Annotated in this window: 22 protein-coding genes; 12 read left to right on the forward strand and 10 right to left on the reverse strand. The window is 66.2% G+C overall.

The genetic code is table 11. From position 1 onward, the window contains the following. Positions 1–103 precede the first annotated feature (103 nt). A complete protein-coding gene (locus ACT6UX_RS06405; protein WP_444774313.1) occupies positions 104–952 on the forward strand; it encodes a hypothetical protein in 849 nt (282 codons plus the stop codon). Here the strand turns inward: ACT6UX_RS06405 and ACT6UX_RS06410 are convergent. Beyond that, positions 949–1,968: an NADPH:quinone oxidoreductase family protein gene (locus ACT6UX_RS06410; protein WP_444774314.1), complete on the reverse strand. Its 1,020-nt coding sequence runs from the start codon at positions 1,966–1,968 to the stop codon at positions 949–951. The genes ACT6UX_RS06405 and ACT6UX_RS06410 overlap by 4 nt on opposite strands. A 118-nt stretch (positions 1,969–2,086) precedes the next feature. Between ACT6UX_RS06410 and ACT6UX_RS06415 the strand changes: the two genes are divergently transcribed. Continuing rightward, positions 2,087–2,668, forward strand: a complete 582-nt coding sequence (locus ACT6UX_RS06415; RefSeq protein ID WP_444774315.1) for a TetR family transcriptional regulator C-terminal domain-containing protein — start codon at positions 2,087–2,089, stop codon at positions 2,666–2,668. 81 nt (positions 2,669–2,749) lie between these two features. Next, complete coding sequence (locus ACT6UX_RS06420; protein ID WP_444774316.1) at positions 2,750–3,457, forward strand: SDR family oxidoreductase; 708 nt, start codon at positions 2,750–2,752, stop codon at positions 3,455–3,457. On the opposite strand, the gene ACT6UX_RS06425 is transcribed toward ACT6UX_RS06420, so the two are convergent. Then, positions 3,433–4,290 (reverse strand): enoyl-CoA hydratase-related protein, encoded by an 858-nt coding sequence (locus tag ACT6UX_RS06425; protein ID WP_444774317.1) that lies wholly within the window; start codon positions 4,288–4,290, stop codon positions 3,433–3,435. The two genes, ACT6UX_RS06420 and ACT6UX_RS06425, sit on opposite strands and share 25 nt — an antisense overlap. Before the next feature lie 118 nt (positions 4,291–4,408). Between ACT6UX_RS06425 and ACT6UX_RS06430 the strand changes: the two genes are divergently transcribed. Further along, a complete protein-coding gene (locus tag ACT6UX_RS06430; protein WP_444774318.1) occupies positions 4,409–5,200 on the forward strand; it encodes an enoyl-CoA hydratase in 792 nt (263 codons plus the stop codon). Here the strand turns inward: ACT6UX_RS06430 and ACT6UX_RS06435 are convergent. Then, the gene (locus ACT6UX_RS06435) at positions 5,187–6,125 is read right to left on the reverse strand and encodes a branched-chain amino acid ABC transporter permease (RefSeq protein WP_444774319.1); all 939 of its coding nucleotides are present in this window, start codon (positions 6,123–6,125) and stop codon (positions 5,187–5,189) included. The two genes, ACT6UX_RS06430 and ACT6UX_RS06435, sit on opposite strands and share 14 nt — an antisense overlap. A 43-nt stretch (positions 6,126–6,168) precedes the next feature. On the opposite strand from ACT6UX_RS06435, the gene ACT6UX_RS06440 reads away from it, so the two are divergent. Then, positions 6,169–6,918 (forward strand): VOC family protein, encoded by a 750-nt coding sequence (locus ACT6UX_RS06440; protein WP_444774320.1) that lies wholly within the window; start codon positions 6,169–6,171, stop codon positions 6,916–6,918. 31 nt (positions 6,919–6,949) lie between these two features. Further along, positions 6,950–7,342 (forward strand): hypothetical protein, encoded by a 393-nt coding sequence (locus tag ACT6UX_RS06445; RefSeq protein ID WP_444774321.1) that lies wholly within the window; start codon positions 6,950–6,952, stop codon positions 7,340–7,342. Between the two features lie 231 nt (positions 7,343–7,573). Here ACT6UX_RS06445 and ACT6UX_RS06450 read toward each other — a convergent pair whose 3' ends face one another. The 3 genes from ACT6UX_RS06450 to ACT6UX_RS06460 all read right to left on the reverse strand — a co-directional run bounded on the left by ACT6UX_RS06450 (position 7,574) and on the right by ACT6UX_RS06460 (position 10,595). Continuing rightward, positions 7,574–8,548, reverse strand: coding sequence for an NAD(P)H-dependent flavin oxidoreductase (locus ACT6UX_RS06450; RefSeq protein WP_444774322.1), 975 nt, complete (start codon positions 8,546–8,548; stop codon positions 7,574–7,576). A gap of 101 nt (positions 8,549–8,649) precedes the next feature. Continuing rightward, entirely contained in the window at positions 8,650–9,477 is an 828-nt protein-coding gene (locus ACT6UX_RS06455) for an alpha/beta hydrolase (RefSeq protein ID WP_444774323.1), read from the reverse strand. Continuing rightward, the gene (locus ACT6UX_RS06460; protein ID WP_444774324.1) at positions 9,474–10,595 is read right to left on the reverse strand and encodes an NAD(P)/FAD-dependent oxidoreductase; all 1,122 of its coding nucleotides are present in this window, start codon (positions 10,593–10,595) and stop codon (positions 9,474–9,476) included. Before ACT6UX_RS06460 ends, ACT6UX_RS06455 begins: the two co-directional genes overlap by 4 nt. A gap of 54 nt (positions 10,596–10,649) precedes the next feature. Between ACT6UX_RS06460 and ACT6UX_RS06465 the strand changes: the two genes are divergently transcribed. The 6 genes from ACT6UX_RS06465 to ACT6UX_RS06490 are packed head-to-tail and all read left to right on the forward strand — an operon-like array spanning position 10,650 to position 15,201. Next, positions 10,650–11,411: an SDR family oxidoreductase gene (locus tag ACT6UX_RS06465; protein ID WP_444774325.1), complete on the forward strand. Its 762-nt coding sequence runs from the start codon at positions 10,650–10,652 to the stop codon at positions 11,409–11,411. Continuing rightward, positions 11,408–11,782 (forward strand): dihydroneopterin aldolase, encoded by a 375-nt coding sequence (locus tag ACT6UX_RS06470; protein ID WP_444774326.1) that lies wholly within the window; start codon positions 11,408–11,410, stop codon positions 11,780–11,782. Before ACT6UX_RS06465 ends, ACT6UX_RS06470 begins: the two co-directional genes overlap by 4 nt. 12 nt (positions 11,783–11,794) lie before the next feature. Next, the gene (locus ACT6UX_RS06475) at positions 11,795–12,715 is read left to right on the forward strand and encodes a DMT family transporter (protein WP_444774327.1); all 921 of its coding nucleotides are present in this window, start codon (positions 11,795–11,797) and stop codon (positions 12,713–12,715) included. Next, positions 12,712–13,647 (forward strand): DMT family transporter, encoded by a 936-nt coding sequence (locus ACT6UX_RS06480; protein ID WP_444774328.1) that lies wholly within the window; start codon positions 12,712–12,714, stop codon positions 13,645–13,647. Before ACT6UX_RS06475 ends, ACT6UX_RS06480 begins: the two co-directional genes overlap by 4 nt. A 13-nt stretch (positions 13,648–13,660) precedes the next feature. Further along, a complete protein-coding gene (locus ACT6UX_RS06485; protein WP_444774329.1) occupies positions 13,661–14,104 on the forward strand; it encodes a sugar 3,4-ketoisomerase in 444 nt (147 codons plus the stop codon). Further along, a complete protein-coding gene (locus tag ACT6UX_RS06490; protein ID WP_444774330.1) occupies positions 14,101–15,201 on the forward strand; it encodes a DegT/DnrJ/EryC1/StrS family aminotransferase in 1,101 nt (366 codons plus the stop codon). Before ACT6UX_RS06485 ends, ACT6UX_RS06490 begins: the two co-directional genes overlap by 4 nt. Here ACT6UX_RS06490 and ACT6UX_RS06495 read toward each other — a convergent pair. The 4 genes from ACT6UX_RS06495 to ACT6UX_RS06510 all read right to left on the reverse strand — a co-directional run bounded on the left by ACT6UX_RS06495 (position 15,198) and on the right by ACT6UX_RS06510 (position 18,849). Next, positions 15,198–15,482, reverse strand: a complete 285-nt coding sequence (locus ACT6UX_RS06495) for a hypothetical protein (protein WP_444774331.1) — start codon at positions 15,480–15,482, stop codon at positions 15,198–15,200. The genes ACT6UX_RS06490 and ACT6UX_RS06495 overlap by 4 nt on opposite strands. Positions 15,483–15,586: 104 nt before the next feature. Beyond that, complete coding sequence (locus tag ACT6UX_RS06500) at positions 15,587–16,357, reverse strand: amino acid ABC transporter ATP-binding protein (RefSeq protein WP_444774332.1); 771 nt, start codon at positions 16,355–16,357, stop codon at positions 15,587–15,589. Between the two features lie 21 nt (positions 16,358–16,378). Beyond that, positions 16,379–17,659 carry an amino acid ABC transporter permease gene (locus ACT6UX_RS06505; protein ID WP_444774333.1) on the reverse strand — a complete coding sequence of 427 codons (1,281 nt, stop codon included), beginning with the start codon at positions 17,657–17,659 and terminating at the stop codon, positions 16,379–16,381. 2 nt (positions 17,660–17,661) lie between these two features. Then, positions 17,662–18,849 carry an amino acid ABC transporter permease gene (locus ACT6UX_RS06510; protein ID WP_444774334.1) on the reverse strand — a complete coding sequence of 396 codons (1,188 nt, stop codon included), beginning with the start codon at positions 18,847–18,849 and terminating at the stop codon, positions 17,662–17,664. Between the last annotated feature and the right edge of the window lie 129 nt (positions 18,850–18,978).

An 18,978-nucleotide genomic window follows, 5' to 3' on the forward strand; every position in this document is an offset into this window, starting at 1 on the left:
GATGCGCGTTACGCGATGCCGAGATCAACATGCACGCTTAAGTCGTTGACAGCACATGGGGCGATAGTCTCCACTGGTTGAGAGATCGGGGGAGAGACTATCGATGGTAGCTGTGCGTATTCTCGCAGTGGCGAGTCTTGTCTGCGTTTTGGTTTCGGCCTGTGCCGAACCACCTGTCAAACCGATACCTGAAGCCACGCTGCGGACGATTACGTCGGTATCGGGCGATGTGTCCGGGATAAAGAGTTCAGACACTTCGAAGATCGGTGCGCGCGGCAGCGACGAAGGTGCCAGGCGTGGGGCCAATCAAGGTGCTGCGGCGACCATTGGTAGCGGCACGCTTCTGGGCCTGCTGATCGCGCCTGTGGGCGCAGCCATAGGCGGCGCCAAAGGCGCCGCGGAAGCGCAGTCGGAGACCGTAGTGGACGACACGCGCACCGAACTGCGGCTCGCCATGCAGGATACCGACTTCGCGGAAGATCTGAGGACGCGTCTCGCGGCTTCCAACGTCGCCGGCAACATCGTTGTTTCGAGCGTCACGGCAGGCGCTTCGACGGCAGCTCAACAAAGCGCGACCAATGTTTCGGCGGGTGGTGCGCCGTCGCACATCATCGCCGTCGAATACAGGCTCGCCATCTTTCATCAGGCGCACGTCAACCCGAAGATCGCGCTCATCGCCCAGGTCACGGCTCAGGTCCAGTCGCCCGATCGCAAGCAGATGCTCCACAAGGCGACCTGGACCTATTGCGGTCTGCCCACCGACTTCGTGCAGATGGGCGCCAACAACGCCGCTCTCCTGCGCGGACAGATCAATACGGCGGCGGCGGTGCTCGCGGAGGCCATTCCCTATGACCTCTTCGTCAGCAAGGTGCCGCGACCGCTGAAGGGCTATTGCATGGACTTCAGCGACCTGCCGAGTGGAATCGGCACCAAGGCGCCAGGCCTGCTCTAGGCGGCAGACCCGTCCATCACGATCGCGACGCGGCCGGTGACGCTGCGCTCGAGGAGCGCGCGCATCGCCTGCGCAGCGTCGGGCAGGGCGAAAGTCCGGTCGACATGCGGACGGCAGAGCCCTTGTTCGCACCAGTCGCGAATCCGCTCCGCCAGGGCGAAGGTGCGCGGCGCTTCCTCGAAGCGCGCATCGTGCGGGCTCCAGCCGACATAGTAGCCGTAGTTGAAGCCCATCACGGCCAGCGTCTTGACCAGCAGAATGTTGGCCGGGATCTGGGGAATCGTGCCGCTGGCGAAGCCGATGGGACAGATGCGGCCGCCCACGGCCATGCAGCGCAGGGACTGGGTGAAGACGTCGCCGCCGACAGGATCGTAGACCCGGTCGACACCGCGCCCGCCGGTGACCTTCAGCACCTCTTCGCGGAAATCCGTCGCGCTGTAGTCGATCACATGGTCCGCGCCATGCGCTTTGGCGAAGTCTGTCTTGCGCGGGCCGCCGGCGGTCGCGATCACCGTCGCGCCGAGGACCTTGCCGATCTCGACCGCTGCCATGCCCACGCCGCCCGCCGCCGCATGGACCAGCAAGGTGTGGCCCGGCTGCACGTCGAGCGCCTCGGGCCACGTGAGCGCGCCGGCCGAGGTCGGATAGGAGATGGCGAGCTGGATCGCCTCGACAAAGCCCACGTTGCGAGGCTTCGGGAAGACGTTGACCTCATGGGCCACGACTTCCTCCGCAAGCCCGCCCCAGTCGAGCACGGCCACGACCTCGTCGCCGACCTTGACCCGCGTGCAGGCGGGATCGACCTCCGTGACCACACCCGCCGCCTCGGTGCCGGGCGCAAAGGGGAAGGGCGGGCGCCGCTGATATTTGCCCGCGATGACGAGCGTCGTGGCGAAGCTGACTCCCGCTGCGCGGATCCGTATGCGCACCTGGCCGGCCTTGAGCGGCGGCGATTCGACCTCTTCCAGTCGCAAGTCCTCAGGCCCGCCCCATTGGCGGCAGATCATCGCGCGCATGTCTCTCCCCGGCTCCACTCGACGGGCGGGACCATACGATCTGCAATCGCCATTCGCAAAAGGGCGGACGAGGGCCATGTCTCTTGAAATCGCAGGGCGACCGGTCATATCGATTCCCATGGCTCAGAAGACCAACGTCCGGGAACGGTTGCTCGCGGCAGCCTTGGAGACCCTGCACAAGAACGGCTTCAATGCGACCGGCGTGCAGGACATCACCGAGGCCGCGATGGTCCCTAAGGGATCGTTCTACAATCACTTCGAGAGCAAGGACGCGCTCGGCGTCGAGGTGGTCGAGCAATATGCCGCCAAGGGGGCTGAGCGGCGGCAGACGCTCATCGCCGGGGCGGGCGCGCCGCTCGCGCGGTTGAAGGCCTACTTCAAGTCCCTCAACCAACTCGGGCCGGCGAGCGGCTTCAGTCGCGGATGCCTGCTCGGCAATTTCAGCGCCGAACTCTCGAGCCAAAGCCCCGACATCAAAGGGGCGGTTGCCGACGCACTGGCGGACTGGACGAAGGACATTGCGCAGGTCGTGGCCGAAGCCCAGCAGGCGGGCGAGGTCGGCCGGGACATCCCTGCCGCCACGCTGGCGGCCTTCCTGCTCAATGCCTGGGAGGGTGCCGTCCTGCGCACCCGGGTCGACCGGAGCGCGGCGCCGCTCGACGCCTTCATGAAGGTCGCCTTCAACAAAATTCTGACCTGACGCAGGAAAACTCGCTCGAAGAGTGGACCCGGTACGCCCAGTTTAAGACGACCGGTCATCTTGACCTATCGGAGACGTGTCGTGAAAATCCAGAACTCAGTTGCCCTTGTGACCGGCGCCAATCGCGGCCTCGGCCTCGCATTCACCCAGGCGCTGCTCGCCGGGGGCGCCCGCAAGGTCTATGCGGCCGCCCGCGACCCGGCCTCGGTGAAGCAGCCGGGCGTCCAGCCGGTGCGCCTCGACGTAACGAACGCCGAACAAGTCGCGGCTGTAGCCGCCGAGCTGGGCGACGTCACTCTTGTGATCAACAATGCCGGCGTCATCCGCGGTTCGGGCTTTCTCGGCGAAAAGGGAGTCGAATCGGCGCGGGCGGAGCTCGAAACCAACTTCTTTGGACCGGTGAACGTCAGCCGCGCCTTCGCGCCCATCCTCGCACGAAACGGTGGCGGCGCGATCGTGAACGTGCTCTCGGCGCTGAGCTGGGTCGCCTTTCCGGCTTCGTCGACCTACTCCGCCTCCAAGGCGGCGGCCTGGTCGTTCAGCAACGGGTTGCGCAACGAGCTGCGCGGGCAGGGCACGCAGGTCCTGGCTCTGCATGTCGGATACATGGACACCGACATGGTGCGCGAGGTCGCGGCGCCGAAGTCGAAGCCCGAGGATGTGGCGCGGCAGGTGCTCGAGGCGCTGGAGGCCGGCAAGTCCGAGATCCTGGCCGACGAGGTCAGCCGGCGCATCAAGCAGAATCTGTCGGCCGAGCCCGGCGTCTACCTGCTGCCGCCCGCGGGCTGAGCCCACGGCCCGAAGGGCGGCATGTCCTTCGAGGGCTTCAACGGGAAGACGGGCGCGCGCTTGTCGAAGAACGACTTGATGCCTTCCTGCGCATCGGCGCCGGCCGCGAGATGGCCGACGCATTGCAGGTCAAGCGTCACGGCGTCGAGCGGATCCTGCGCGCCCCACATGCTCCACATCAGCCGACGGTTGACCGCCGCTGCCACCGCGGAGGAGGTCGAGGCGGCGAACTTCACGGCCAGCGCCTGCGCCGCCGGCAGCAGCTCCTCCGGCGCATGAACGGACCGGACGAGGCCGCCCCTCAGCGCCTCGTCCGCGCCGAACAACTCGGCGGTCATCACCCATTCCTGCGCCTGCTGCATGCCGACGAGGCGGGGCAGGAACCAGCAGCTCCCCGCCTCCATTGCCATGCCGCGCTTGTTGAAGACGAAGCCGATCCGCGCGCTGCTCGACATCATGCGGATGTCCATCGGCAGGCACATGGTGATGCCGACCCCGACGGCGGGGCCGTTGATCGCCGCCACGATGGGCTTCAGGCAATTGAAGATGGCGAGCGTGATCGAATCGCTCGCCTCGCGCTTCTCGGGTTTGCTGCCGTCGTTCCACACCTGGAAGGCGGCGGTGCCGCCCGAAATGTCGGCGCCGGCGCAGAAGGCGCGGCCGGCCCCGGTGACGACGATCGCGCGGACCTCGTCCATCGCGTTTACGCGCTGGAAGAAGTCGATCAGCTCGCGGCTCATCGTGGTCGAGAAGGCGTTGAGCTTGTCGGGCCGGTTGAGCGTCACGGTCATCACGCCGCCGTTCAGCTCGCTCAGCAGGGTCTCGTAGTTCATGGTCGCAATCCCCTCCCGGTTTGGTTCCGCCCAGCAAGACGGAATGTCGTTGCGTGGCTCATTGGTTTGGGAAACATTCGCCGCAACACCTGCCAACCGCAATCCCGGAGGAAGTCGAATGTCCCATCTGATCAAGACCGTCGAAGACGGCGTCATGAAGATCGTGCTCAACCGTCCCGACGCCATGAACGCGCTGAGCCGCGACATGATGCAGGCGCTTTCCGATTCGCTCGAGGAAGCGGCGGGCAGCCGCGCCATCGGCTGCGTCGTGGTGCGTGGCGCCGGCGACAAGGCCTTCTGCGCCGGCGGCGACGTGAAGTCGATGGCTGCGGGCCGCGACCAGGACAAGACCTACGAGGACAAGGTCCACGACATCCGCGAACGCATGAAGGTCTCCGAGCTGCTGCACGAAATGGGCAAGCCGACGATCGCCATGGTGAACGGCGTCGCGGCCGGCGCCGGCCTGTCGCTGGCGCTCGCCGCCGACATGCGCTTCGCCGGCAAGAGCGCGCGCATGACGACGGCGTTTGCCAAGGTCGGCTTCTCGGGCGACTTCGGCTCGCACTATTTCCTGCACAAGCTGGTCGGCACGTCGAAGGCGCGTGAGCTGTACTTCACGGCCGAGATCCTGAATGCCGAGCAGATCGAGAAGCTCGGCCTCGCGACCCGCATCGTCGACGATGCCAATCTCGATGCCGAGACGATGGCCTTTGCGAAGAAGCTGGCGGCCGGTCCGCGCGTCGCCTGGTGGCACGCCAAGAAGAACATGAAGGTCGCGGAAGAGGGCACGCTCTCCGAGGCACTCGACAGCGAGGCCGCGCGCATGATCCGCACCGGCGAGACGGAAGACCACAAGGAAGCGGCGCGCGCCTTCGTCGAGAAGCGTGCCCCGAACTTCAAGGGCCTCTGAGCTTGAGCCGCGCGGCGAGGCGGGCCAGCGCGCCCGCCACGCCTTGGGGCATCGCCACCATGGCGGCGATCAGCAACACGCCGTAGAGCAGGGCCGAGTAGCCCTTGCCCAGCCCCGCCGTCACGTCGGGGAAGAACTGCAGGAAGAGCCCGCCCAGGATCGCGCCGCCGGCCGAGTGCATGCCGCCGATCACCAGGCCGAACAGCATCTGGACCGACAGCGCGAAATTGTAGCTGCCCGGTCCTACGAATCCGAACTGCCAGGCCGACAGGCAACCGGCGACGGCGAGATAGGCCCCGGCGATCCCGGAGGCCGCGGCACGCGCCTGCGGCACGCGGATGCCTTGAGCCGTGGCCGCGAAGTCCTGATCGCGCGCCGCCTTCAGGGCGCGGCCGGCGCGGCTGTGGATCAGATTGTGCGCGAGCCACATGCCGACGGCCAGGAGCGTCAGCGCCATCAGGAAGGCCCAGCGATCGTTGCTGAGCAGGTGGGTGGGGGGTGCCGGGAAGTCGAGATAGAGTCCTTGGACACCGCCTGTCCAATGCTCGATCAACCGCCAGCGCAGGAGCTGCGGGAAGGCGATGACGACGGCGTAGGTGACGAGGGCCTGCGTCCACAGCGTCTGGGAACCGGCCACTCGGCCGATGCCATAGCCTGCGGCGAAGCCCAGCAGCGGGGCGAGGGCGACGCCGGCATAAAGCGAGAGCGACGTCTGTGCTGCCAGCATCGCCGCACCGTAGCCGCCCAGGCCGAACAGAGCCGCCTGGGCCAGCGAGAACTGCCCGCTGACGCCGCACAGGATCACCAGGCCCGTCAACGCGATCGACCAGATCGCCGCCTGGGTGAAGCGGAAGACGACGAAATCCGGGAAGCAGAATGAGAGCGCGGCCGCCGCCACGAAGCCCATGGTCCATACGGTCCGCATGGCGTTACGATAGACCCTGCAACAAAGGAATGGGAGCGAAGCGATGAGACTGAGGCAATGCGTCTTCGTCTGCAAAGACCTTGAGAGCTCCGCCGAGGAGCTGTGCGACATTCTCGGCATCGAGGTCGCCTATCGCGATCCCGGCGTCGCCAAGTGGGGCCTGGCCAACGTCGTCTGCCCGACCGGCAACGACTTCCTCGAGATCGTGTCGCCCATGAAGGACGGTACGTCGGCCGGCCGCTACATCGAGCGTCGCCACGGCGATGGCGGCTACATGGTGATCCTGCAGGTGCCTGACGCGGTGGCCGAGCGCCAGCGGGTCACCTCGCTCGGCGTGCGCGCCGTGGCCGAGAAGGACCTGCCCGAGTATCAGTACACCCACTTCCATCCCTCGGACACGAGCGGGGTACTGTTGTCGATCGACACGACCTTTGCGCCTCCCGGCATCGATCCCGCTTTGTGGTGGCCGCCGGCCGAGAAGGACTGGACGAAGCACGCGCGCTCGGACGTCACGAACGGCCTCGCAGGCGTGGAGATCCAGCATGACGATCCCGACGGCGCCGCCGCCTCCTGGTCGCGAATCCTGAACCGGCCCGCCGTCGACAACATCATCCGGCTCGACGGATCGCAGATCCGTTTCGTGCCGGTCGTCGACGGGCGCGGCCCTGGCGTATCGGCCTACGACGTGACCGTCGTGGATCGCGAGCGCGTGCTGGCCGCCGCCGAGAAGCGCGGCCGCCGGCACGGAGTCGGTCAGGTCGAGGTCTGCGGCTGTCGCATCAACCTGGTGTGACAGCGCGCTCTCAGACACAGGCAACAGGATCGTGCTCCGCATCCGTCCCTTCGTCATGGGCCACTTGGTCGCCGCCCTTCTCGTCGGGGCGGGGGCGGGCGCCTTCCTGGCGGCCGAGGCCATGCTGATCGGCGGCCTCGGCATGCTGGCCGGCGCGGTCGTGAGTTCGCTGGTGTGCCAATGGAAACCCGGCGTGGAGGCCCCGGCCTGGCAGCTCTGGCCGGTCGCCACCCTCGTCAATCCGGTCTTTCCGGCCGCGCTCTTCTTCATGTCCCTCGACTGGGACTGCGTCGTGGGCCTTCGGTGGGGCTGGGGTTGCCTCGTCGCGGTGATGGCCATCATCGTCGCCGGTCTGTGTTTCGTGCCGCCGCTCGGCGGCCTCTTGTGGCGAAGCTGGAAGCGCCACCGCGCGCGACCGCGTTAGAGCCTTCGTCTCAGGTCAACCACACCAGCTCATCCTGAGCGGCTGGCCGGAAATGTTTGAATCGATTCACGCACTTAACTCATCCTGAGGAGCGCCGCGCAGCGGCGCGCCTCGAAGGATGGGCAACAGGCAAGGTGCGTGTTCCCATCCTTCGAGACGGCTGCTGCGCAGCCTCCGCAGGATGAGGTTATTGGGAAATCGACGCAGATTCTATTTCTGCTCGAAATGGCCTCAAGCCGCGAGCGACTTCGCGAGGCGGCCGCGGATCATCTCCTCGGCTTCGCTGACGATACGCTCGACCAGCTCCTTGCAGGACGGGATGTCATTGATCAGGCCCATGCAGGTGCCGGCCGACCAGATGCCGTGTTCCATGTCGCCGGTTTCGTAGACGACCTTGCCCTTGGCGCCGGCGACGATCGGGCCGATCTCCTGGATGGTCTTGCCCTCGCCTTCCATCTCGATCGCCTTCTTGGCGATGCTGTTGCCGTAGACGCGGCTGGTGTTGCGCAGGGTGCGCAGGATGAGCGAGGTGCTGCGCTCGTCGGAGGAGACGATCTTCTCCTTCACGTTCTGGTGGATCGGCGCTTCCTTGGTCGCCATGAAGCGGGTGCCCATGTTGATGCCCTCGCAGCCCAGCGCCAGCGCCGCCACCAGACCGCGCGCGTCGGCGAAGCCGCCCGAGGCGATCATCGGGATCTTGATGACGTTGGCGGCTGCCGGCAGCAGCACGAGGTTCGGCACGTCGTCCTCGCCGGGATGACCGGCGCACTCGAAGCCGTCCATCGAGATGGCATCGACGCCGGCCTTTTCGGCCGAGAGACCGTGGCGGACCGCGGTGCACTTGTGGATGACCTTGACGCCTGCTTCCTTGAGCTTGGGCAGGAAGGGCTTGGGATTGTTGCCGGCCGTCTCGACGATCTTGACGCCCGAATCGATGATGGCGTCGATGTACTCGCCGTAGGGGCGCGGCACGAGCGTCGGCAGGATGGTGAGGTTCACGCCGAACGGCTGGTCCGTCATCTCGCGGCAGCGCTTGATCTCCTTGCGCAGATCCTCGGGCGTCGGCTGCGTGAGGCCGGTGAGGATGCCCAGCGCGCCGGCGTTGGAAACGGCCGAGGCGAGCTCGGCGCGGCCGACCCACTGCATGCCACCCTGCACGATCGGGTGCTTGATGCCGAACATCTCGGTGAAGCGCGTCTTGATCATATGGACTTTTCCCCCTGGGTAAGTTCCCCAAGCATTAGCGAACCGGAACGCCGGGGGCCAGCCCACGGGTCGCACCGTGGACTTTCCGTCCGCGATGCGGATCAAGTCCGGTCGATGAAGGAGATGGTGTCGTCGAGCGTCGGCGCGCGCTTGCGCAGCAGCGCGGAGAAGGAGCCGACGATGTCGATATGGTCGACCTCGGGATAGAGCTTCAGTTCGGCTGTGCCGCCGGCCTTGCGCCACGCCGCCGCCAGGCGTTCGCTGTTGAAGGGCTTCACCGTCGTGTCGGCGGTGCCGTGCAGCAGAAGGAGCGGCGGCAGGGGCGCACGGGCATATTCGATCGGCTGCGTCTCGCGCCGATCGCCGCCGAAGATCTCCCTCAGCCGTCGCGAGGTGAGCGGCAGGAAATCATAAGGTCCCGCGATGCCTATACCGCCCGGCAGCTTCATGCGGTCGACGCCTGCGGCCGCGAGATAGGGCGTGTTGGCGACCATCATGATCGCGATGTAGGCCCCCGCCGAATGCCCGGCGACGAAGAGCTTGTCGGTGTCAACCTTGTTGACCGCCCAGGCCGTCGCCGCCGCGCCGTCGTCGAGGAAGGCGGGATAGCGCACTTCGGGATAGACGCGGTAGTCGGGAATGATCGTCGTGATGCCCAGCGCTGCCAGCGCCTGCCCGACGAAGAGATAATCGCCCTTGGCGCCCGAATCCCACGAGCCTCCATAGAAGAAGATCACCGACTTGCCGTCGGCGCGCGGCTGCTCGGGCGTGTAGACGTCGAGCTTCTGGCGCGGAAGGCTGCCGTAGGGAATGTCGGCGTCGAGCCTGTAGCCCGAGCGCGAGACGGTCGTGTTCAGGAGGGCCGCGGGAGAGCAGCCGCCGAGCAGGCCGAGAACGCTGGCAAGGAGGCCTCGGCGAGCCAAAATCATGCAGATCGCGCGAGGTCGCGCACCTGCTCGGCCAGCGCCAGCGACGCGGTAAGGCCGGGCGATTCGATGCCGAACAGGTTGATGAGGCCGGTCACGCCATGGTCGGACGGCCCCGTGATGGTGAAATCCTGCGCCGGCGCGCCTTGCGGCACGATCTTCGGCCGGATGCCGGCATAGCCGGCCTGCAGCGCGCCGTCCTTGAGGCCGGGCCAGTAGCGACGGACCGCGTTATAGAATTTGTCGGCGCGGTGCGGGTCGACCGTGTACTCGATGCCGTCGATCCATTCGACGTCGGGACCGAACTTCGCCTGGCCGCCCATGTCGACGGTGATGTGCACGCCCAGCCCGCCCGGCACCGGAACCGGGTAGATGAGGCGGGAGAAGGGGGAACGGCCGATCAAAGTGAAATAGTTTCCTTTGGCGTAATACGCGGTCGGGATGTGCCCGGATGGCATCCCGACGATTTTTCTCGCGAGCGTCGGTGCATGCAGGCCGGCCGAATTGATCAGCAGCCTGCAACGCAGGTTCATCGGCTCGGTTCCGCCGACTTCGATCTCGACACCGCCCTCGACCACGCGGCCGCCTTTCACCGGACTGTTGAAGGCGAACATCGCGCCGTGCGCCTCGGCGTCGCCCTGCAGCGCCAGCATGTAGGAATGGCTGTCGACGATGCCGGTGCTCGGCGAGAACAGGGCCGCCGTGCACTGGAGATTGGGCTCCATCACCATCGCCTCGGCGGCGCTCAGGAAGCGCATGCCTTCGACACCGTTCGCTTCCGCACGACCCTTGATCTCCGCGAGCTTCTCGCTCTCGGCCTCGTTGGTCGCCACGATCAGCTTGCCGCAATTGAGATGCGGCACACCGTGGTCCTTGCAATAGGCATAGAGCATGCGACGGCCGGCGACGCAGGAGCGCGCCATCAGGCTGCCCTTGGGGTAGTAGATGCCGGCGTGGATGACCTCGGAGTTGCGCGAGCTGGTCTCGGTGCCGATGGCATCGGCCGCCTCCACGACGATGACCTCACGGCCGGCAAGGGCCAGGGCACGGGCGACGGCAAGGCCGACAACACCTGCGCCAATGACAACGCAGTCGACGGTTTCGAACGGGGACGAATTCATGGTCGCATGCTAGAACCGCCGCCTCTTTCAGTCACCAAGGGCGGGTGTCGCATCATGAAAGGCGCGTTGGTCACGGGGGCGGGATTGCGAATCGGCCGCGCCCTGGCGCTCGCGCTGGCGGCCGATGGCTTCTTCGTCTTCGTGCACTACAAGGAATCGGTGGCCGGGGCGAAAGAGACCGTGGCGACGATCCGCGAGGCGGGCGGCAAGGCAATGGCGGTTCGCGCCGATCTCGCGTCCGCGCGGCAGGCCGAGGGGCTGGTGGCCAAGTGCCGGGCGCGCGACGTTCACCTCACCTGCCTGGTGAACAGCGCTTCCTTGTTCAAGCTCGACCGGGCGCCGACCGCGACGGCCGCCGACTTCGACCTGCACATGGCCATCAACCTGCGGGCACCGCTGCTGCTTGCCCAGGCTCTGGCGCGGCAGCTGCCGGCGGACGAGACGGGCCTCGTCGTCAACGTGCTCGACCAGAAGCTCTACAACCTCAATCCCGACTTTCTCACCTACACGCTCTCCAAGATCGGGCTGCAGGGGCTGACGACCCTGCTGGCGCAATCCTTCGCGCCGCGGCTGCGGGTGGCTGGCATCGCGCCGGGCCTGACCCTGCGCAGCGGCAGCCAGACGGATGCGCGCTTCGCCGAGCAGCATGCCGCCAATCCGTTGGAGGTGGGCGTGACGGTCGACGATCTCGTCCGCGCGCTGCGCTTCATCGTGGCGACGCCGAGCTTCACGGGCGACACGATCGTCGTCGATGGCGGAGAGCACCTGATCGGCCGGCCGCGCGACATCGCCTTCGACATGAAGAAGAAGAAATGATCATGGTCACCTCCCAGCGCCGCATCTTCATCCGTGACATGCGGCTGCCGGTGTCGATCGGCATCTACGACTTCGAACTGGCCAAGCCGCAGGCGGTGGTCATCAACGTCGAGCTGCTCCTGGCGGATCCCGACCGCGCCCACGGCGACAGCATCGTCAACGTTCTGAACTACGACCTGATCCACGATGGCATCGCCGAACTCGCGGCAAGCCGTCACTTCAATCTGCAGGAGACGCTGGTCGAGGGCATTCTCGATCTGTGCCTTGCGCAGTCGCAGGTCGTCGAGGCGCGCGTCTCGACCGAGAAGCCCGACGTCTACGACGATTGTCGCGTCGGCTACGAGGCGGTCCGCCGTCGCGCGACGGGTTGAGCGGCAGGCTCGATGTCTCCCTCCGTCGGTGCGCTGCGGCGCGCCAGTCTGGTCTTGCTGCTCGCCGCCATGATCTGGGGATCGATGATTCCCGTGCTCGCGGCGCTGGCCGAGCATTACGACAACTGGCTGCTGTCCTGGTCGCGCTACATCCTGGGCCTGCCCGTGCTCTGGCTCGCCGTGCTGCTGAGCACCAGGCCGGCAGCGGCGCCGCGGCCGCTCGACTGGACGAAGCTGCTGAAGCTGGGGACGGCCATGACGGCCTTCTCTGTGCTCTATACGTTCGGCGTGGCCCATGCCCATCCCGCAACGTCGGCGATCGTGCTGATGTGCGGTCCGATCTGGGCGACGTTGCTCGCACGCGCGATGCTGGGGGCCACCACGCCTCCCGGCTTCGGTCTCACCTTGGTGCTGGTCGTTGCCGGCGGCATCGTCGTGGTGCTGGGCACGCCCGGCCGCGCGGCGGGCTCCTTCGGCCTGGAAGGCGGCGAGGGGTTGCTGGTGATCGCCCAGCTCTGCTGGAGCTGGTACTCGATCCGCGCCCAGCAATGGCTGGCCGACCGCGGCCAGATCGCCCTGTCGGCCTTGACCTCGACGGTGGCCAGTGTGTTGCTGGGCCTGGTCTGCGCGGTGGTCTGGGCGCTGGGCGGCATCGCCTGGCCGACACGACCGCCGACGCCGGTGGAGTGGGGCATGGTCGCCTGGATTGGCATCCTGGGCGTCGCGGTGGCGGTCCTTCTCTGGAATACCGGCGTTTCCCTGGTGGGCGTTCCCGTCGCTTCCCTGTTCGCCAACTCGGCCCCGGTCTTCGCGATCGGTCTTGCCGCCCTGATGGGGCGCGAGCCGAGCTGGCTGCAGGTTGCCGGGGGCGTCGTCGTGCTGGCGGGCATTGCCCAGCTGCAGATCCGCCAGACGCGGGCGGCGCGGCGATGATCGGAGGTCCGGCGCCAGGACGCGGCCGGCATCACATGCTGGGCGCCTTCGCGGCCATGGTCTTCGTGGGCGTGAGCTGGGGCGCCAACGTGCCCGTCTCCAAGGTCATGCTGGAGCACTTCGACGTGGTGCCCATGCTTGCCATCCGCACCCTGGCGGCGGTGGCGACCCTCGGTGTGCTGCTGGTGTTGGCGGAGGGTGTCCGCAATCTGCGGATCGAGATCGGCCTCAAGCGCTTCCTGCTGATCGGACTGATGATGAGCGGCTTCTTCACGATCTTCATCGTGGGCATCCGGTTCAGCAATCCGATCTCGGCGGCCGCCGTCCAGGTGGCGGGACCGTTGGTCTCCGCGGCGACCGTGCGGCTGGTGACCGGCGCGCGCTTCGATCCCGGCTTCGGGGCCGCGCTGGCGTTGACCCTGACGGGAGGTGCCATCCTGGCCGCCGGCAGCCTGCTCGGCCGGGGCGCACTGACCCTGGGCGGTGGGGAGATAATCGTGCTGCTCTCCAACGCGCTCTGGACGCTCTACAGCCTGAAGGCGCAGGCCTGGTTCGACCGGGCGAGCCAGCTCCACCGGGCCTATGTCGCGTCGCTGTCGGCCCTCGGCTGGATGGCGGTCCTGAGCCTGGTGCTGATCGGCGTCGGCTGGGCGAATTCGCCGTTCGCGGTCACCGACGGCTGGGTGTGGAGCCAGCTCCTGCTCGTCGCCGTCTTCTCCAGCGGCATGGGCGCCTATCTCTGGAATGTCGGCGCGAGCAGACTAGGGGTTGCAATTGCGTCGCTCTGGGTCAATCTCGTGCCGTTTTTCGCCGTATTATGGTCAATGACCTATGGATTCATCCCCAACGCCTACCAGATCGCCGGTGGGCTCGTCGCCTTAAGTGGCGTCGTCTACATGCAATGGCGAAGGCTACAAACGACTAAACGATAAGACAGGCTCTGCCATGCCCGACATGTCTCTTCCCCAGCTCAACGTCTCCAACTGCCGCTGGCTCTCCGTCCCCGGACGCGGCGACGTCCGCGGCAAGATCAACTTCCTCGAGTTCGACCAGCAGCTGGGCTTCACGGTCCGGCGCCTGTTCTGGCTCCACGACATCGCCTCCGACCAATGGCGCGGCCGACACGGGCATCGCGAGTCGCACCTCGTGACGCTGGTGATGAACGGCTCGTGCCAGCTGCATCTCGACGACGGCAAGGTGAAGGAGACGGTCGTCCTCAACGATCCGGGGCGGGCGCTTCATATCGGGCCGATGGTCTGGCACGAGCTCGACAACTTCGCGCCGCAGACCGTCATCCTGGTCATCGCCTCGACCCTGTACGACGAGAGCGAGTATCTTCGGGACTACGCGGCGTTCAAGCGCGAAGCCGAGGCGGCGAGCCGCGCATGATCCCCTTCCTCGACATGAAGTCCGTCTACACCGAGCTCAAGCCGGAGCTCGATGCCGCCTACGCGCGCGTGATGGAGTCCGGCTGGTTCGTTCTGGGTAAGGAGGTCGAAGCCTTCGAGGCCGAGTACGCCGCCTTCTGCGGGACGAAGCATTGCGTCGGGTTGGGCAACGGTCTCGAGGCGCTCGAACTGGCGCTGCGCGGCTGGGACATTGGCGCCGGCGACGAGGTGATCGTGCCGTCCAATACCTATATCGCGACCTGGCTCGCTGTGACGGCGGTCGGCGCCAAGGTGGTTCCCGTGGAGCCGACTCCGGGCGGCCCCAACATCGATCCCGATCGCATCGCATCGGCCATCACGCCGCGTACACGCGCGATCATGCCCGTCCATCTTTACGGCCAGCCGGCCGACATGGACGCCCTCATGGCGCTTGCCGCCAAGCACGGCTTGAAGGTCGTGGAGGACGTGGCCCAGGCGCAGGGCGCGAAGGTGCGGGGCCGCCGCACCGGATCGCTCGGTGACGCTGGCGCCCACAGTTTCTTCCCGAGCAAGAACATCGGCGCCTTCGGCGATGGCGGGGCGGTCACCACGGACGACCCAAAGCTCGCCGAGCGCCTGCGGACACTGCGCAACTACGGCAGCCGGGTGAAGTACGTGAACCTGGAGAAGGGCTTGAACTCACGCCTCGACGAGCTTCAGGCGGCCTTCCTGCGCGTGAAGCTCGCCAAGCTCGACGAATGGAACGATCGCCGACGGAAAGTCGCGGCGCGCTACGACGACCGGCTGTCCGACATCACGAGTCTCGCCGTGCCGAACGTGCCGCAATGGGCCGACCCGGTATGGCATCTGTACGTCGTGCGGACCAACCGTCGCGCCGACATCGTGAAAGCACTTGAGCAGGCCGGAATCGGATCGCTGATCCATTATCCGATCCCGCCGCACCTTCAGGAGGCCTACGCGGAACTGGGCCAGGGGAAGGGGACTTATCCCCTCGCCGAGAAGCTTGCCGAGACAGTCCTCAGTCTGCCGATGGGGCCGCACATGCCGCTCGAGTCCGTCGACCAGGTTTGCGACGTGATCCGCAAGGCTCTCGCCTAGAGTTCCGGCGCGGAATGGATGCCGCGGTAGTTGCGCTGGTAGTCCCAGTAACCGTCGTAGCCACCGCGCCGCGGCGAATAGGCGGGTTGGGCGTAACTGTACTGAGTGGTCGTCGTCCGATAGGCCGGGGCCGAATAATAGCCCGGCGACGGCGTGTAGGCTGGCGCATAGGCCTGTGAACGATACGGGTAGCTGCTGCTGGGTCCGTAATAGGATTCCGAGGCGCAGCCCGCCACGGTCGCGGCCATCAGGGCCGCCGCGATGATGCCTGTTGCTCGCATGGCGCTCTCCTTTGTGCCGTACTCAACTCGGCAGAGCGCATGCGGTTGCGGCTGCAATCCCTTGATCGAGCACAATGGTCGAGGCGGCGGCCAGGCGCCTGCGGCTAGTGGTTATGCAGGATCTGGCCGAGGAACAGCTTGGTGCGCTCGTTCCGGGGATTGGCGAAGAACTCCTCCGGCTCGTTCTGTTCGACGATCTCGCCGCGATCCATGAAGATGACGCGGTCGGCGACGGCCCGGGCGAATCCCATTTCGTGGGTCACGCAGAGCATGGTCATGCCTTCGCGCGCCAGCTCGATCATGACGTCGAGTACTTCCTTCACCATCTCGGGGTCGAGGGCCGATGTCGGTTCGTCGAACAGCATGATCTTGGGCCGCATGCACAGCGCCCGGGCGATCGCCACGCGCTGCTGCTGGCCGCCGGAGAGCTGGCCGGGATATTTCAGCGCCTGCTCGGGAATTCGCACCCGGGTCAGCAGGCTCATGGCGATCTCCTCGGCTTCCTTCTTCGGCGTCTTCTTCACCCAGATCGGCGCCAGGGTGAGATTGTCGAGGATGGTGAGGTGCGGGAACAGGTTGAACGACTGGAAGACCATGCCGACTTCGCGGCGGATCGCCTCGATATTCTTGACGTCGTTGGACAGCGTGACGCCGTGCACCACGATGTCGCCGCGTTGATGCTCTTCCAGGCGGTTGATGCAGCGGATCAGCGTCGACTTGCCCGATCCCGACGGTCCGCAGATGACGATCTTCTCGCCTTCCTTGACGTCGAGATTGATGTCGGACAGCACGTGGAACTGTCCGTACCACTTGTTGACGCCTTTGAGCTGGATCACCGATTCGACCTTCGAAAGGTCGCGAGCGGATGCGGCCATGACTTGCTCCCCTGACGGCACCTAGCGGTGCGTGCCTTTGTTGAGCTCGAACTCGAGATACTTGCTGTACCGCGACATCGAGAAACAGAAGATGAAGTAGATAAAGGCGGCGAACAGGTAGACCTCGCCCGGGAAGCCCGCCCAGTTGGGATCGACCAGCGCCTGGTTGGCGGTGTTGAGGAAGTCGAAGATACCGATGATCAGCACCAGCGACGTGTCCTTGAAGAAGCCGATGAAGGTGTTGATCAGCGGCGGGATCACGACGCGCAGGGCCTGCGGCAGGATGATCAGCAGCGTCTTCTGCGGATAGTTGAGGCCCATCGCGTCGGCGGCCTCGAACTGGCCCTTGGGCAGCGACTGAAGGCCGCCGCGGATCACCTCGGCGATGTAGGCGCCGGCGAACAGGATGACGGCGACCTGGGCCCGCAGGAACTTGTCGATCGTCGTGCCCGAGGGCAGGAACAGCGGCAGCATGACCGAGGCCATGATCAGCAGGCTGATCAGCGGCACGCCGCGGATCAGCTCGATGAAGCCGACGCACAGGCCCTTGATGAGCGGCAGGTTGGACCGCCGCCCCAGCGCCAGCAGGACGCCATAGGGAAAGGCGAAGACCAGCCCATAGGTCGCCAGGATCAAGGTCACCGGCAGGCCGCCCCACAGGCTCGTCTCGACGTAGCTGAGCGGCGCGATGGCGATGCTCCAGGCGGGTAACACGCCCACGATGCGCAGGACGAGGCCCACCGCCCCGATCGCCACCAGGGCGTAGTAGGCCATCCGCTCCGACGGCGTCGCCAGTACGCTGCGGAGGCTGAGGCCGATGCCGCCGCCGACCAGGGCGACGAACAGGATGAGGCTGAGCGGAATGTGGATCTGGCCGAACATCAGCAGGAAGGTGATGAACGAGCCGAGACCCCAGATGACGAGCAGGCGCCAGTTCCACATCCGGCGGTCGGCGCTCAGCACCAGCATGGCCAGCATGGTGATGACGGCGAACAGCGGCCGCCAGTGCTGTTCGTAGGGGAAGGAGCCGAAGAAGATGTAGCGGAACTTCTCGCGGATCAGCGCCCAGCAGGCGCCGCCGCCGCGGCACTCCGCGCCGGTCGAGGCCGTGAAGTTGGCGGTGAACAGCGCCCATTCGAGGAACCAGGAGAGCACCCAGACGACGAACGCGATCAGCACGATCGTCGTGATGCCGTTGCCCCAGCTGGAGAACAGGTTCTTGCGGGCCCAGCCGAGGGCGCCGGTCTCGTCGACGGGAGGGGCGAGCGGCTTGCGGTCGCCGACAGGCATGGCGTCGGTCATGCTCAGCGCTCCCTCAGGGCGATGCGTTTGTTGTACCAGTTCATGAACGCCGAGATCGACAGGCTGACCGACAGATAGGCCGCCATGATGATCAGGATGTTCTCGATCGCCTGGCCGGTCTGGTTGATGGTCACGTTGATCGAGGCGACGAGGTCGGGGTAGCCGATTGCGATCGCGAGCGAGCTGTTCTTGGTGATGTTGAGATACTGGCTGGTCATCGGCGGGACGATGACCCGCAGCGCCTGCGGCAGCAGCACGAGGCGCATTGATTGGGCGCGCGACAGGCCGAGTGCCGCCGCCGCCTCGCTCTGGCCCTTGTGCAGGGCCAGGATGCCGGATCGCACGATCTCGGCCACGAACGCCGAGGTGTAGAGCACGAGGCCGATCAGGAGGGCGGTGAACTCGGGCTGGATGACGGTGCCGCCGGCGAAGTTGAAGCCCTTGAGTTCGGGCCAGCTCATATTGTGCGGCGCGCCGCCGGCCAGCCAGACGAGGGCCGGGAGGCCGATGATGATGGCGAGGCCCACGGAAATACCGGGGAACGGCTGGCCCGTCGCCTCCTGGCGCTTCTTGCCCCAGCGGTTGGCGAACCAGGCGCCGGCGATGCCGACCAGGAAGGCAACGCCCATCCATGTGTGGATCGGGTCAGCCATGGGCACCGGGAAGTAGACGCCGCGGTTGCTCAGGAACACGCTGTTCCACAGCGAGATCGCCTGCCGCGGACCGGGAAAGGCTTCGCTGATCAGCTTGTAGAAGAGGAAGAGCCACAGCAGCAGCGGCACGTTGCGGAAAGCCTCGACATACCAGGCGCAGATCCGGCTGAGCAGCCAGTTGGGTGACAGCCGTCCCACGCCGACCATTGTGCCGAGAAGGGTGCTGAGCAGGATGCCGAGGACGGCGACGCGCAGCGTGTTCAGGATGCCGACCCAGATGGCGCGGGCGTAGGTGCTGGCCGGCGAATACTCGATCATCGTGTCGCCGATTTCGAAGCCGGCTTCGCGTTCGAGATAGTGGAAGCCGCTGGCGATCTTCTGGCGTTGCAGATTGTCGATCGTGTTGCTGACCAGGTACCAGGCCAGGAAACCGACGAGACTGACGACGACGATCTGGAAGACCCAGCCTCGAATGATCGGATCGTTCCACGGTGCGACTTTCACACGTGGCGTAGAGCCGAGAGCCTCGACCGCCATACGCTATTCCCCCTGCCTGGTGCGGTTTTTCCGCTCGGGCGTTATATGCCCGGTATTGCCCTCAGTGTATGTGGGAATTGCCCCCGCGCAACGGGGCAATTCCCACCATCTCCGGCCTCGCCGTCTCCG

Source organism: Reyranella sp. (assembly GCF_052439685.1).
Taxonomy (GTDB): domain Bacteria; phylum Pseudomonadota; class Alphaproteobacteria; order Reyranellales; family Reyranellaceae; genus Reyranella.

Bases quoted from the DNA above. Each gene is read 5' to 3' on its own strand.
- ACT6UX_RS06405 (WP_444774313.1), top strand. From the start codon at position 104: ATGGTAGCTGTGCGTATTCTCGCAGTGGCGAGTCTTGTCTGCGTTTTG.
- ACT6UX_RS06410 (WP_444774314.1), bottom strand. From the start codon at position 1,968: ATGCGCGCGATGATCTGCCGCCAATGGGGCGGGCCTGAGGACTTGCGA.
- ACT6UX_RS06415 (WP_444774315.1), top strand. From the start codon at position 2,087: ATGGCTCAGAAGACCAACGTCCGGGAACGGTTGCTCGCGGCAGCCTTG.
- ACT6UX_RS06425 (WP_444774317.1), bottom strand. From the start codon at position 4,290: ATGAACTACGAGACCCTGCTGAGCGAGCTGAACGGCGGCGTGATGACC.
- ACT6UX_RS06430 (WP_444774318.1), top strand. From the start codon at position 4,409: ATGTCCCATCTGATCAAGACCGTCGAAGACGGCGTCATGAAGATCGTG.
- ACT6UX_RS06435 (WP_444774319.1), bottom strand. From the start codon at position 6,125: ATGCGGACCGTATGGACCATGGGCTTCGTGGCGGCGGCCGCGCTCTCA.
- ACT6UX_RS06440 (WP_444774320.1), top strand. From the start codon at position 6,169: ATGAGACTGAGGCAATGCGTCTTCGTCTGCAAAGACCTTGAGAGCTCC.
- ACT6UX_RS06450 (WP_444774322.1), bottom strand. From the start codon at position 8,548: ATGATCAAGACGCGCTTCACCGAGATGTTCGGCATCAAGCACCCGATC.
- ACT6UX_RS06455 (WP_444774323.1), bottom strand. From the start codon at position 9,477: ATGATTTTGGCTCGCCGAGGCCTCCTTGCCAGCGTTCTCGGCCTGCTC.
- ACT6UX_RS06460 (WP_444774324.1), bottom strand. From the start codon at position 10,595: ATGAATTCGTCCCCGTTCGAAACCGTCGACTGCGTTGTCATTGGCGCA.
- ACT6UX_RS06465 (WP_444774325.1), top strand. From the start codon at position 10,650: ATGAAAGGCGCGTTGGTCACGGGGGCGGGATTGCGAATCGGCCGCGCC.
- ACT6UX_RS06470 (WP_444774326.1), top strand. From the start codon at position 11,408: ATGATCATGGTCACCTCCCAGCGCCGCATCTTCATCCGTGACATGCGG.
- ACT6UX_RS06475 (WP_444774327.1), top strand. From the start codon at position 11,795: ATGTCTCCCTCCGTCGGTGCGCTGCGGCGCGCCAGTCTGGTCTTGCTG.
- ACT6UX_RS06480 (WP_444774328.1), top strand. From the start codon at position 12,712: ATGATCGGAGGTCCGGCGCCAGGACGCGGCCGGCATCACATGCTGGGC.
- ACT6UX_RS06485 (WP_444774329.1), top strand. From the start codon at position 13,661: ATGCCCGACATGTCTCTTCCCCAGCTCAACGTCTCCAACTGCCGCTGG.
- ACT6UX_RS06490 (WP_444774330.1), top strand. From the start codon at position 14,101: ATGATCCCCTTCCTCGACATGAAGTCCGTCTACACCGAGCTCAAGCCG.
- ACT6UX_RS06495 (WP_444774331.1), bottom strand. From the start codon at position 15,482: ATGCGAGCAACAGGCATCATCGCGGCGGCCCTGATGGCCGCGACCGTG.
- ACT6UX_RS06500 (WP_444774332.1), bottom strand. From the start codon at position 16,357: ATGGCCGCATCCGCTCGCGACCTTTCGAAGGTCGAATCGGTGATCCAG.
- ACT6UX_RS06505 (WP_444774333.1), bottom strand. From the start codon at position 17,659: ATGACCGACGCCATGCCTGTCGGCGACCGCAAGCCGCTCGCCCCTCCC.
- ACT6UX_RS06510 (WP_444774334.1), bottom strand. From the start codon at position 18,849: ATGGCGGTCGAGGCTCTCGGCTCTACGCCACGTGTGAAAGTCGCACCG.